Consider the following 13,187-nt stretch of genomic DNA (forward strand, 5'->3'; position numbering starts at 1 on the left):
ATGATAAGATGATTGTGTTTTGTTAAAACTTGATAAGACGATAGTCTTGGTTTTGTAATTGAATAAGTGCCGTCATGGCTGAAAGGGAAACTTGCACGCCGGAAATCAAATCCTCCTTTGGAAAGTTTCTGGATTTTGAAGATTGCCCACAGAGAATAACCTCGACCCCAGCTTCCATCAAATCTTTGACCAGGTCATAGTTTGGGTTTGAAACTCCGTATCTGGTCTCATATGCCTTATTTTCAATAATATCTTTAGAAGCTTTATTGTGAACCACCAATGCAACTTTAAGCTGTGCGTGGGGAACACCTCCCTTTGCGTGCATATTCAGAAATCGCGCCGCGGTCTCAATACTTTTATTGATTTCCGTGTGTGATTCGGGGCTGTTCATAATATCAAAGACCACTTTAAAGTCAGCAGCTATGTCTGTCTTAAAATCTGGGTTCTCTATTGACCACACTTTACCGTAATTTTCAATAATGGGTCCAGCTGTTTTCTCTTGTGAATATCCGCTAAGGCAAATCAAAATAAAAAATAGAAGGAAGTTGTGGGTATAATTCATGCATATTGGAATTAAGCTCCTAAATATATTCAAATTCGAGATAAAACTAATTTTCTGTTAGTAAGTATTCATAGGATGATTTTAGCATAAAACCATTATTGTCTAATTTCACCTTTACTTTTTATAAAAGCCTATTGTTTGAGTAGTTTTTTGGATGAATTAAATGATGCGCAACGCGACCCGGTGTTGCACAAGGATGGCCCTCTGATGGTAATTGCCGGTGCAGGCTCTGGAAAGACACGTGTGCTTACCTATAGGATTGCACATTTAATGGAGCAAGGGGTAGATTCTTTTAATATCTTGGCTCTGACCTTTACCAATAAAGCCGCTCGCGAAATGAAAAAGCGGATAGCCCTTATTGCCGGAAGTTCAGAAACGAAAAACTTGTGGATGGGAACTTTCCATTCCGTATTTGCAAAATTGCTACGCTTTGATGGTGATAAATTAGGGTTCCCTAGCAATTTCACTATTTATGACACCCAGGATTCCCAACGTTTGATTGCTTCGATCATAAAAGAAATGGGACTTGATAAGGATATCTACAAGTACAAGCAGATTCAAAACAGAATATCATCGTATAAAAACAGTTTAATCACGGTCAAGGCATATTTCCAAAATCCAGAATTGGTGGAAGCTGATGCCATGGCTAAAAGACCAAGGCTTGGAGAAATCTATCAAAACTATGTAGATCGTTGTTTTAAGGCGGGCGCAATGGATTTTGATGACCTTTTACTGCGTACCAATGAGCTTTTAACACGTTTTCCTGAGGTGCTGATGAAGTACCAAGATAGGTTTAGGTATATTTTGGTTGATGAGTATCAAGATACCAATCATTCGCAATATTTAATCGTAAAGGCACTCTCGGACCGTTACCAAAACATATGCGTAGTGGGTGATGATGCCCAGAGCATCTATTCCTTCAGGGGAGCCAACATTAATAATATCCTCAATTTTCAAAAGGATTATGATAATGTGGGTATGTACCGTTTGGAACAAAATTACCGTTCCACAAAAAACATTGTGAATGCCGCCAATTCCATTATAGCCAAAAATAAAAACCAATTGGAGAAAGTGGTTTGGACCTCTAACGATGAAGGGAACAAGATAAAAATACACCGAAGCATAACAGATGCAGAGGAGGGTAGGTATGTGGCAAGTTCCATTTTTGAAAACAAAATGCAACAACAGATGCAGAATGGTGAGTTTGCTGTTCTGTACCGTACCAATTCTCAGTCCCGGGCGATAGAAGATGCTTTACGTAAACGTGATATCCCGTATCGAATTTATGGTGGACTTTCCTTTTATCAACGTAAAGAAATCAAAGATGTTCTGGCGTATCTGCGAATGATTATCAACCCAAAAGATGAAGAAGCTTTAAAACGGGTCATTAATTTTCCAGCTCGAGGTATTGGACAGACCACAATTGACAAATTAATTGTTGCCGCCAACCACTACGGCCGTTCCATTTTTGAGGTAATAGAACATTTGAAAAAACTTGATTTAAAAATCAATACGGGAACCAAACGGAAGTTGGAAGATTTTGTGACCATGATCAAAAGCTTTCAAATTATGAATGAAGGTTCAGATGCTTTTACCCTTGCAGAGCATGTCGCAAAAAAAACCGGTCTGCTGCTGGAGTTTAAAAAAGATGGAACTCCGGAGGGAATTGCCAGAATGGAGAATATTGAGGAGCTCTTGAATGGTATAAAGGATTTTGTTGAGGGACAAAAAGAACTGGCGGACGCCACTGGAGGTTTATCTGAGTTTTTAGAAGATGTTGCTTTGGCTACGGACTTAGACAAGGATACAGGTGATGACGACCGAGTAGCCTTAATGACCATTCACTTGGCAAAAGGATTGGAATTCCCTTATGTCTATGTGGTTGGAATGGAAGAGGATTTGTTTCCTTCTGCCATGAGCATGAATACACGAAGTGAGCTAGAGGAAGAACGAAGACTTTTTTATGTTGCATTGACAAGGGCTGAGAAACAAGCATTTCTGACGTACACCCAAAACAGATACCGTTGGGGAAAGCTTATTGACGCCGAACCAAGTAGGTTTTTGGAAGAAATTGAAGAACAATATGTTGAAAACCTTACTCCAGTGAATGATGGGTACCGGTACAAATCTTTGATTGATGCTGATATTTTTGGAGAGGTTGATAAGAGCAAGTTGAGACAAATAAAACCTAAGAATGGAACACCTCCCAGCATTCAAAAGCCCAATGAGAATCAATTGCGAAAACTTAGAAAGTTAAAGCCCCAATTATCCTCACCAGCACAAAACACTAATACCATCGATTCCAATTTATCTGAAGGTTCCCTCGTAAATCACACTCGCTTTGGTCGCGGAACCGTTTTAAAGATTGAAGGGATAGGAAACGATAAAAAGGCAGAAATTAAGTTTGAAAAAGGAGATATTAAAAAGCTATTGCTCAGATTTGCCAAGCTTGAAGTATTACAAGGCTAGTCGTAGGTCTCCTTAGTTCTCCAAATTCAAAATCTTTTCCCACACACATCTGATTTCACCTTCTATTTTTTAACAACTATTACTTTTAATCTTTGTTACTTTGCTTAAAATGGCTGAATTCATAAAAATATTTGAAGAGAACCCTAACCCAAAACAAGTAGAGAAAGTGGGGAACGTACTTCGTAAAGGAGGGTTGATTATTTACCCAACGGATACGGTGTATGGTCTGGGATGCGATATTTCAAATTCAAAAGCGTTGGAGCGTATTGCCCGCATAAAAGGAATAAAATTGGCAAAGGCCAATTGGTCTTTTGTATGTGCGGATTTAAGCAACCTTTCTGATTATGTTAGGCAATTGGATTCGGCAACGTTCAAAATCCTTAAAAGGTCATTACCGGGCCCCTATACTTTTATTCTACCAGGGAACAATAATCTTCCAAAGGATTTCAAAAAAAAGAAAACAGTTGGAATTAGAGTTCCGGATAATGAAATAGTTAAAGCCTTGGTTACCGAATTGGGAAATCCCATTGTTTCCACATCAATTAGGGACGAGGATGATATTTTAGAGTATACTACTGACCCAGAGCTGATTTATGAAAAGTGGCGAAATCTTGTTGATGTGGTTATTGATGGCGGATATGGAGGGAATATTGCCTCGACTGTAGTTGATTTGTCATCTGAACCTCCTGAGATAGTACGAGAAGGAAAGGGTGAATTAGATATTTTTTAAACAAAAAAAGCGGCCCTAAGGCCGCTTCCTATATTTTAATTGAAAGAAAATGGCTTATTTGCCAGAACCTCCAATAGCAGGATCTTTCATTCCTTCCTCAATCATATTGTAGAACTGGTCAATTTTAGGAAGAACAACAATACGCGTTCTTCTGTTTTTAGCACGTTCAGCTGCCGTATCATTAGATGCTAATGGTACATAAAAACTTCTTCCTGCTGCTGTCATACGCTCAGGAGCAACATTAAACTCATTTTGCAATGTTCTTACGATTGCAGTTGCTCTTTTGGCACTCAAATCCCAGTTATCTACCAGCACTCCACTAGAGTAAGGCACATTATCTGTATGGCCTTCTACCAAGAATTCAAAGTCTGGCTTGTTATTGACCACTTTTGCCACTTTGCCTAAAACACTTTTGGCTGCGCTGGTGATATTGTAGCTTCCGCTGCTAAACAATAATTTGTCAGAAATAGAAACAAAGACTACACCTTTTTCAACACTTACTTCAATGTCTTCATCATCCAAGTTGCCCAAAACTCCTTTAAGGCTCTGTACCAAGGCAAGATTCACTGAATCTCTTCGGGTAACGGCATCCTGTAATTTTCTGATGGTTAAATCTTTTTCTTTTAGACTTTCCAAAGATTTTTCAAGATTCTCAGCACCCTTGGTAGTCAAGGTTGTTAGATTACCCATATTGTTGATAAGCTCCTGATTGTTTGCTTTTAAAAATGCATTTTGATCTTCAAGAGTCTTTAGTTTGGACGATGCCGAGGCTTTTTCCTCTAAGCAATCGTTCAACTTTACAGTTGCAGAGTTTAATAAATCTTGGGTTTCTTGCTGCTGTGCTTCAAGCTCAGCATATTTTTTTTGTGATACACATGATGACAACAAAACTGCCATTGCCAATGATCCTAGGAAAACTTTCTTCATGATTTTGATTATAAGTTAAAAGTATTGTTATTAGGTTGATGCTAAATTTGTCAGCCAAAATTATACAAAAACTAAAGCCGCATTAATCTAGGCATCGTTAATCTTTTACTAAAATGTTAAAATTCTTTACTTGATGTACGAAGTGAGACCAAACTATGGATGTTGTTGAGTAATACTTTAGTATAAAATTAGCTTTCTCCCTTTTACCATATATCTTTCTAAAATTAGCATAAAAACTGAAATGAGCCCTTAAAATAGCGGTACAATGGCTGAATTTAAATTGAAAAATAAAACGCAGTGCTGCTATTCCATCCAATATCAAACGGAAAAAAATAATTGGGAATGCCTTTTTTCTTGGTAAATTCTTGGTGATAGAATATAAAGAGTTTCTAAAATTGAGGAAAGTTTTTTTAGGATTCATGTTTTCCAATGTTGAACCTCCAAGATGAAAAATGTGGCTATTACCAACATAATAAACACGATGCCCCAAGTTTTTGGCCCTCCAACATAGATCAATTTCTTCTTGATGTGCAAAATAATCTTCATCAAACCCATTTAAAGCCTTGAACACTTCACTTTTTATAAACATGCATGCCCCTGTGGCCCAGAAAACTTCCTTTACATCATCATATTGACCTTCATCTTTTTCTAAGGCTTGAAATATTCTGCCACGACAAAAAGGATACCCCAACTTGTCTATGAACCCTCCAGCTGCACCTGCATACTCAAAATATTCTTTCCGCTTTAAGTCCAGTATTTTTGGTTGAACAATAGCAGCTTCTGGAATGGTATTAAAAAGAGTGGTGATGGGTTTTAACCAATTTGGAGTAACCTCAACATCAGAATTTAAAAGACAGAAGATATCGGCCTCAATATTTTTTAAGCCATCATTATAGCCTTTGGCAAAGCCACCGTTCGATGCATTTTGGATAATATTTATGGTTGAATAATTTTTTCTGACAAATGCAACAGAGTCATCTGTGCTCGCATTGTCAATAAGGTGGATGCTAGCGCCATTTGAGTGCGCTACAACACTGGGAAGAAACCTTTCCAGCAATGTTCTTCCATTCCAGTTTAGTATGACAACAGCGACATTCAAATCGGCAGCAAATTAACGGCTAAAATCAGGAATTTCCTTCAAAAACTTGTATTTTTCATTTTCATGGTCCATTTTACAATAATAATGTTGCATGCCATTTGTAACCATAATGTACTTAGACTTTAATTGATAATTGTACTGGGCAATCTGGTCAAACGTTTTTTGGTCAATTTTAATTTCTGGCGCTTTGCATTCCACTAAGATTTGGATTGAGCCGTTGGGTTCAAAAACGACAACATCATAACGTTTTTTCAAGGTGTTGACAATCAGCTGTTTTTCTACATTGATGAGGCTTTTGGGATACTTCTTTGTATCAATTAAATAATGGACAACATGTTGGCGCACCCATTCTTCGGGTTGCAGCACAACAAATTTTTTACGGACTGGGTCAAAGATATGGAGGCCATTTTCGCTATTTTTGACTCTAAACGAATACTTGGGAAAGTTCAAGGCTTGCATTGGACAAATTTGATAATTTTTTCTGAATGGACAGCGTAAAGGAAATTGTAGCCAATATAAATCAGGGAAATCCGAAACCCATTTATTTTTTAATGGGTGATGAGCCTTATTATATTGATAAGATTTCAAAGTACATCGCGGATAATGTTTTGACCGAAGAGGAGCGGGGTTTTAACCAAATGGTGCTTTATGGGCGTGATACCAGTATTGATGAGGTTATCTCCAATGCGAAACGGTTTCCCATGATGGCAGAGTACCAGGTTGTCATAGTTAAAGAGGCACAACATCTTTCCCGAACTATTGAAAACCTTAACGCTTACGTTGAAAACCCTCAGCCGAATACAATACTTGTTTTCTGCTATAAATACAAAAAGCTTGATAAGCGAAAAAAGTTATATAAATCTATTCTGAAAACAGGAGAATTATTTGAGAGTAAGAAGTTATACGATAATCAAGTAGCTGATTGGATACGGAAAATTTTGAACGGAAAGAAATATAAGATTTCCCCTAAGGCTTGTATGTTGCTTGTAGAGTTTCTGGGAACGGATCTGAGCAAGATCAATAATGAACTTGACAAACTAATGATAGTAGTACCTGAAACCATAGAAATCACTCCAGAATTGATTGAACAGCATATAGGCATTAGCAAGGATTTCAACAATTTTGAACTTAAAAAGGCTCTAGGCGAGCGAAATGTTGGTAAAGCTACCCGTATAATCAATTATTTTTCGCAAAATCCCAAGGACAATCCTTTTGTGGTCACTATTACATTATTGAATACTTTTTTTACCCAGCTATTGCAATATCATGGTCTTAAAGACCATTCCCCAGGCAATGTTGCAAAGGCACTTGGTGTAAACCCGTATTTTGTAAATGAATATACAGTTGCTGCCAAAAACTATCCAATGCGGAGAGTGAGTTCAATCATCTCAAACCTAAGACAGTTGGATTTAAAAAGTAAAGGTGTTGGGGCAAGCAACCTTACTCAGGCTGATCTTCTTAAAGAGTTGTTGACCAAAATTGTATAGATTATTTTTTGTCGATACTGTATTTACCCGGTCCTAGTAGAAATACTACTACAAAAATGATAAGATATAGTAAGGCCAATTCTTTTTTTCCAAAAGGATCTGAGCCATGAACTACAAAAGCAGCAACAAACATGGTAATAGCCGTTGGAATTGTTGCCCAACGTGTTTTAAATCCTATAATAATAAGAATGGGACAAATAAACTCACCTATTACAGTTAAGAAGAGCGAAGGAGCTTGTCCAATACCCAATGGGTTGGCAAATTCGGTATTACCACTGATAAGCTTTTGAAATTTGGAATAACCATGGGTTAGCATAAATGCAGAAGGGACGATTCTTAATAGCGCAAGACCTAGGTGGATTAAAAGATTATTTTTCATGAAAGGGGAATTTAGGTACTGTGAAAATATGAATTATGTCCAAATGAAAGTAAGAATGGACTATTAAAGTTAGTTTAAGTAAGTAATTAAGGACAAAACCGATAGGCTTAATACTATGTTTGTGCTTAAGTGAGAACAAATGTTCTTCTATTATCGTAAACTGGGAAAAGACTTTGGGTCAACCTCATGCATAATTTGGCAGATTTTCTCAAAAATATCCTCGGCACTTGGTTTTGAAAAGTAATCCCCATCTGAAGCATAAGCTGGTCTATGCGCTTTTGCCGTTAGTGTCTGCGGAGCACTATCTAAATATTGATAGCCTCCTTGTTCTTCGATTATTTGTTGTAGAAGATAAGCCGAACATCCTCCAGGTACATCTTCATCAATAATCAAGAGTCTATTGGTTTTTTTCAAACTTTTGGTTACATCATGGTCCAAATCAAATGGTAATAAGGATTGTGCATCAATAACTTCAGCATCAATACCAACCTCCAATAACTCTTGAGCTGTTTTTTCTACAATTCTAAGCGTAGAACCATATGAAAGAAGGGTAATATCGTTACCTTCCTTGATAGTTTCAACTTTTCCTATTGGGGTACAAAACTCCCCAAGGTTAGCGGGCATTTTTTCTTTTAAACGATAACCGTTGAGACTTTCAATAACCAAGGCTGGTTCATCACTTTTCATTAGGGTATTGTAAAAACCTGCAGCTTGTGTCATGTTTCTAGGCACTAAAATATACATGCCGCGTAATAGATGAACAAGCCCACCCATTTGAGACCCTGAATGCCAAATACCCTCTAATCGGTGGCCTCTAGTCCTTACAATGAGAGGTGCTTTTTGTTTACCGACTGTGCGGTACATGAGTGATGCTAAATCATCACTTAAGGTCTGTATTGCGTAAAGAATATAATCTAAATATTGAATTTCTGCTATTGGCCTTAAGCCTCTTAGCGCAAGACCAATACCTTGTCCAATAATAGTTGTTTCCCGAATTCCCGTATCCGCTACACGCAATGGCCCGTATTTTTTCTGTAGGCCTTCCAGGCCTTGATTTACATCTCCAATTGCCCCAGTATCTTCTCCAAATACCATTGCCTCTGGATACTTGTTAAAAATAGTATCGAAATTATCTCGTAAGATAATCCTACCATCCACAGATTTCGAGTCATCTGAATATGATGGAGGTATGGAATTGATATTTGTTGCCTTGGTTGGGCCTTCGTTGTAAAGATGTGAACTATACTTGGGTTGATTTATACCCAAGAAGTTTTTAATCCATTGTTGTAGTATTGTTTTTTCTTGTGTTGATTCACCCAAAAGATAGCGCATAGCCTTTCTTGATTGGGATGCTAGATCTTTTTTTAAAGGTTCTTCAATAGCAATTAAATCATTCTTTATTTTTGATACGAAGCTCTTGTTCGGACTTTTAGTTGATGCATTCTCCAACAATCGGATAAGCTGCTTTTTGGCAATAAGATGTGGTTCCAAAAATTCGGCCCATGCCTCTTTTTTTGAAGCCCTAACTTCTTGTTTTATTTGCCGCTCCAATTTTTTTAATTCCTCTTCAGTGGAAATATTATTTTCAAGAACCCATTCCCTAAAACGTTTGTTACAATCGTTTTCCCGTTCCCATTCCAAGCGATCCTCAGATTTATAGCGCTCATGGGAACCAGAGGTTGAATGCCCTTGAGGTTGCGTAAGGTCAGTAACATGTATAAGAACAGGAATATGGTTTTCCCTAGCAATATCGGAAGCATTCTCAAAAGCATGTATCAAACCCGTATAGTCCCAACCTTTAACCTTCAGCATTTCATAGCCTTCGTTGGATTCATCGCGTTGTAGCCCTTTTAGCATTTCTGAGATATCGCCTTTTGTAGTATGAAACTCCGCAGGAACGGAAATGCCATAGGCATCATCCCAAATGGCAATAACCATAGGTACTTGCATTACTCCGGCAGCGTTCACGGTTTCAAAAAAGTGGCCTTCACTTGTGCTTGCATTACCTATAGTCCCCCAAGCAACTTCGTTTCCATTTTTTGAAAAGTTGGTTTGGTTAATTTCTTTTACGTTTCTATAGATTTTTGAAGCTTGGGCCAATCCCAACAAGCGTGGCATTTGACCTGCTGTACACGAAATATCTGCGCTACTATTCTTTTGTTGGGTTAAATTTTTCCAAGTACCATCATTATTTAGGCTGTGGGTGACAAAGTGTGCTCCCATTTGCCTGCCTGCACTCATTGGTTCCTTTTCTATGTCCGTAGTGGCATAGAGACCATGAAAAAATTCTTTGGGACTCAGGTTTCCTAGGGCCATCATAAAAGTTTGATCCCTGTAATAACCACTTCTAAAATCACCATTTTGGAATGCTCTCGCCATTGCAAGCTGAGGCAATTCCTTACCATCTCCAAAAATTCCAAACTTCGCCTTTCCGGATAACACTTCCCGTCTACCTAGCAAGCTACATTCTCTACTGGTGACCGCAACTACATAATCCTTAAGGATTTGTGATTGAAAATCATCAAAAGAAATATCGCTACTTGTGCTAGAATCTGGCTTCATAGGTGATTTTTAGTTTTGCAAAAATACAAAAACATCATCAAAATGGCAATAGGATATATTGCTAAAAAAATGATAATTTGATAAAAAAAAGTATAATAGAGTAGAAATTATTAAAAATATATCTTCTTTAAGACTTAATATTTAGGAATAATTCAATACTAAAACCACTGCCTTGTGAACAGCCCGATAAGCGTACGTGGGCTTAATGTTACAATGAATCTAATGCGTTCACCATAGTTTTGCTGCGCAATCTCCCATCCTCTATTTGAATATACGGGAAAGTAAAGTTCAAAATAGTCAGTTACAAGATTCAATCGGACTCCAGAATCATAAACGAATCGCGCGTTTTCACCTCTATTTTTTATGTAACCAAGATCGCCATACGCTTCAACCCATTTCCATATGTTGGTGCTTGCATTGGTTGTAGCGATCCAATCATTTGCAAATGGATTTTCCAATTGGGATTTAAAACCACCTTCTGCTATAATTATTTGTTGACTATAAATACCAGAATCCTCCGAACGACCTAGGTAGGGAAGATCAAAAAGGTAATCCGTTGGTCTATCCAAAGCAAAGCTAAAAAAATCTGAATCCGTTTTGTTGCGTAAAAACTTCCCGGCATATAAACGGAAGTTAATTTGTCTGTTGCTTTCAAACAGTTTTCTATACTCCAATTCAAATGCCAATTTCGTAAAATCACTTGAATGCTGTGCATCCAAAAACCAAGAAGTATAATTTAAGATGTTATTGTCCACATCCCTGTACCTTAAATTAAGCACACTATAATCTGGGTCTGTGTCTATCTGTTGCGCAACATTTTCATCTATATTTCTGAATACATTCCTGAAGCGGAAAAGCAATGATTGTCTTCTATTTGAAATGAGGTCATTGGGCCTCCAACCAAAACTAACAGCTGGTGTAAGGGTGGAAAAACGAGAATTAACCTGAAAGTGTGACGTGGAACCCGAAAGAGAGTAATTGGAAACATATAGACCACTTTTGCCATGATATTTTCTATAACTAAAATTTGCTTTACCTACCAATGTCCGCTCTAAAAAGGAATAAGTTGGGGCAATATCATAATTAAATGGTCTTTCAAGAAATGGTTTGTTATAAAGCCTCAATCCCGGTGTAATTCCGTCATACACATTAAAATTTGCAATAGGCACATAAAACACCTGATTGTAATAAGGATCTTCGGTGTCTTTAAAGAATTGAAATTTTAGTTTTTTGTTACTCGAAAAAAAGCCGTTCAAAGTTTTCCAATTGTCCCTTTGATTAAATTCAGGAATTTTCTGATCATAATTAAGAACAAGACGATCTTCGGAATTTCTTGGTATTGTAAAGGTTTTTGAAGTATCAATATCTGAAAACCAATAGTGGGAAATCACAGAGTCTTTTTGCAGCCCAAATAATGAAATGGGTACATTGGTCTGCCTTTTGTTTTTAATGGTGAAGGTTATGGAATCTTCAGTTTTTTTGAGCTTTTTTATTTTGAAATCGATTTTTTTACGCGTTGCAACATATTCGTCAAAAAACCAATCGATATCCTTATTTGAAAATGTGTTTATCTCATTTTTGAAATCCGTTGCATTTACTCTTGGATTTAGACTGTGGGATTTATAGAAGGATATAATACTACTGTCAATTTTTTCACCGCCCAAGTATGTTGATAAATAGGACATTCCCAGCCCGGCTTTGTAGCTATTGGCAATCTTTCTATTAAATTTTATTAGGGAATCGTTGGGAGTCGTCAATGCTTGGTCAATATTTTTCCGCGCAGAAAGCATACTAAGCAGAGCGTATTGCTCGTTAAAGTCCATTTTTGCCATGTGGAAGTTTTTAAACCCCCATAACTTGGAAAGTTTTCCTGCCAATTTTTGATTGGGGTAATAATCCTCAACATACCTTATCATAAGATAAGTGCCAATGGCATCATTTACCCACCGTTCACGTCTCGTATCCAAATAAAGAGTTTCCTGCAGAAAACTATGAATGGCGGTTTTTAAAAACTTCATTTCAAATTGAAACTGTTTTTCATAGGGTCGTATGAATGAAGGCAACTGATTTATTCCATAGAGCGGCGTTTTGTTATAATCCAACTCACTTACCAATAGGTTTGGATGCGGATATCTTCCTAAATTTTCATCAAGAAATGAAGCTACTTTATTAATTGAGATACCCTGGGATATTTCATCAAAATTGTTCGATTCCAAATCAGTCGTAACCGTTAAAAACTGTGTTACATGTTTTGTGAATCTTTTAGTTCGACTTAAAACCAACTTGCAGTTTGTTCTATTATTGGCCATAAGTTTTACATACTGACCCTCAGTAAAATCTACTAGACCATCTTCATCATAGTTGGATGCCAGAAAAAGTTTGGAAGGAAATGTGAAATCAATTAAGGTGTTGATGGGTTCCGTATACTGATCATCCAAATCCATATTATCGTATAGCTTCCACTCCCCATCATAAATTGCAGGGGTCAGATACCAATCTTTTAGATAATATTCTCCATTGGATTTAAATCCATAGGTAGTGAACTTGCTGTGTGGAAGTCTAATTGTATAGGTTAGAAAGAGTTGAACAGACTCACCAGGGTCTAACGCTTCGGCTAATTCTACCCTTAGGATATCCTTGTTCCCTAATCGCTCCCAATGTAAGCCCTGATAGTCCTGACCCACAATGCTTGTTATTTTTGTGTATCCTCTTTCGCGATCTTTCGCCAAATGAAGACTGCGTTTAAATTCCTCCGCAAAACGCTTAGCCAAAGCTGTTTTTTTGTTGGAATAAGCATGGTTCCAATCGTTAAGATAGATTACGGAAAGGCCATCGTTACTACTGTTATAATAGGTTAGTTTTTGTTTGATGTAGATTTCTTTGGTGGCATCCGTCAAAGTAGCGGCAATCTCATTTTTATGTTGCGACCAGCATACTGATTGTACTAAAAAGAACAATACGAATATGCTTAA

General features: G+C 37.3%; 10 protein-coding genes. 3 read left to right on the forward strand and 7 right to left on the reverse strand.

The annotated features are described in order from the left end of the window. Nucleotides 1–22 precede the first annotated feature (22 nt). Nucleotides 23–562 carry a DsrE family protein gene (locus AAY42_RS03195; RefSeq protein WP_055392556.1) on the reverse strand — a complete coding sequence of 180 codons (540 nt, stop codon included), beginning with the start codon at nt 560–562 and terminating at the stop codon, nt 23–25. Between the two features lie 138 nt (nt 563–700). Here AAY42_RS03195 and AAY42_RS03200 point away from each other — a divergent pair, with 138 nt between their 5' ends. Together AAY42_RS03200 and AAY42_RS03205 are read left to right on the forward strand one after the other, a co-directional pair. Then, a complete protein-coding gene (locus AAY42_RS03200; protein ID WP_055392557.1) occupies nt 701–3,031 on the forward strand; it encodes an ATP-dependent helicase in 2,331 nt (776 codons plus the stop codon). Between the two features lie 109 nt (nt 3,032–3,140). After that, entirely contained in the window at nt 3,141–3,761 is a 621-nt protein-coding gene (locus tag AAY42_RS03205; protein ID WP_055392558.1) for an L-threonylcarbamoyladenylate synthase, read from the forward strand. A 54-nt stretch (nt 3,762–3,815) separates the two neighbouring features. On the opposite strand, the gene AAY42_RS03210 is transcribed toward AAY42_RS03205, so the two are convergent. From AAY42_RS03210 to AAY42_RS03220, 3 genes are all read right to left on the reverse strand, one after another. After that, the gene (locus AAY42_RS03210) at nt 3,816–4,688 is read right to left on the reverse strand and encodes an OmpA family protein (protein WP_055392559.1); all 873 of its coding nucleotides are present in this window, start codon (nt 4,686–4,688) and stop codon (nt 3,816–3,818) included. A 97-nt stretch (nt 4,689–4,785) separates the two neighbouring features. Next, the gene (locus AAY42_RS03215) at nt 4,786–5,787 is read right to left on the reverse strand and encodes a glycosyltransferase family 2 protein (protein ID WP_055392560.1); all 1,002 of its coding nucleotides are present in this window, start codon (nt 5,785–5,787) and stop codon (nt 4,786–4,788) included. A gap of 12 nt (nt 5,788–5,799) precedes the next feature. Beyond that, on the reverse strand, nt 5,800–6,246 hold the full coding sequence (locus AAY42_RS03220) for a type I restriction enzyme HsdR N-terminal domain-containing protein (protein WP_055392561.1): 447 nt from the start codon (nt 6,244–6,246) through the stop codon (nt 5,800–5,802). A gap of 26 nt (nt 6,247–6,272) precedes the next feature. On the opposite strand from AAY42_RS03220, the gene holA reads away from it, so the two are divergent. Then, nucleotides 6,273–7,274 carry a DNA polymerase III subunit delta gene (gene holA / locus AAY42_RS03225; RefSeq protein WP_055392562.1) on the forward strand — a complete coding sequence of 334 codons (1,002 nt, stop codon included), beginning with the start codon at nt 6,273–6,275 and terminating at the stop codon, nt 7,272–7,274. 1 nt (nt 7,275) lies between these two features. Here holA and AAY42_RS03230 read toward each other — a convergent pair whose 3' ends face one another. The 3 genes from AAY42_RS03230 to AAY42_RS03240 all read right to left on the reverse strand — a co-directional run bounded on the left by AAY42_RS03230 (nt 7,276) and on the right by AAY42_RS03240 (nt 13,172). Next, a complete protein-coding gene (locus AAY42_RS03230; RefSeq protein WP_055392563.1) occupies nt 7,276–7,653 on the reverse strand; it encodes a DoxX family protein in 378 nt (125 codons plus the stop codon). A gap of 150 nt (nt 7,654–7,803) precedes the next feature. Beyond that, on the reverse strand, nt 7,804–10,215 hold the full coding sequence (locus AAY42_RS03235; RefSeq protein WP_055392564.1) for an alpha-ketoacid dehydrogenase subunit alpha/beta: 2,412 nt from the start codon (nt 10,213–10,215) through the stop codon (nt 7,804–7,806). A 158-nt stretch (nt 10,216–10,373) separates the two neighbouring features. Further along, complete coding sequence (locus AAY42_RS03240) at nt 10,374–13,172, reverse strand: gluzincin family metallopeptidase (RefSeq protein ID WP_245625582.1); 2,799 nt, start codon at nt 13,170–13,172, stop codon at nt 10,374–10,376. Nucleotides 13,173–13,187 lie beyond the last annotated feature (15 nt).

It is taken from the genome of Flagellimonas eckloniae (assembly GCF_001413955.1).
Lineage (GTDB): Bacteria > Bacteroidota > Bacteroidia > Flavobacteriales > Flavobacteriaceae > Flagellimonas > Flagellimonas eckloniae.

Excerpts from the sequence above, each read along its gene's own strand:
- AAY42_RS03235 (WP_055392564.1), bottom strand. The coding sequence starts at position 10,215 with ATGAAGCCAGATTCTAGCACAAGTAGCGATATTTCTTTTGATGATTTT.
- holA (WP_055392562.1), top strand. The coding sequence starts at position 6,273 with ATGGACAGCGTAAAGGAAATTGTAGCCAATATAAATCAGGGAAATCCG.
- AAY42_RS03205 (WP_055392558.1), top strand. The coding sequence starts at position 3,141 with ATGGCTGAATTCATAAAAATATTTGAAGAGAACCCTAACCCAAAACAA.
- AAY42_RS03210 (WP_055392559.1), bottom strand. The coding sequence starts at position 4,688 with ATGAAGAAAGTTTTCCTAGGATCATTGGCAATGGCAGTTTTGTTGTCA.
- AAY42_RS03230 (WP_055392563.1), bottom strand. The coding sequence starts at position 7,653 with ATGAAAAATAATCTTTTAATCCACCTAGGTCTTGCGCTATTAAGAATC.
- AAY42_RS03195 (WP_055392556.1), bottom strand. The coding sequence starts at position 562 with ATGAATTATACCCACAACTTCCTTCTATTTTTTATTTTGATTTGCCTT.
- AAY42_RS03220 (WP_055392561.1), bottom strand. The coding sequence starts at position 6,246 with ATGCAAGCCTTGAACTTTCCCAAGTATTCGTTTAGAGTCAAAAATAGC.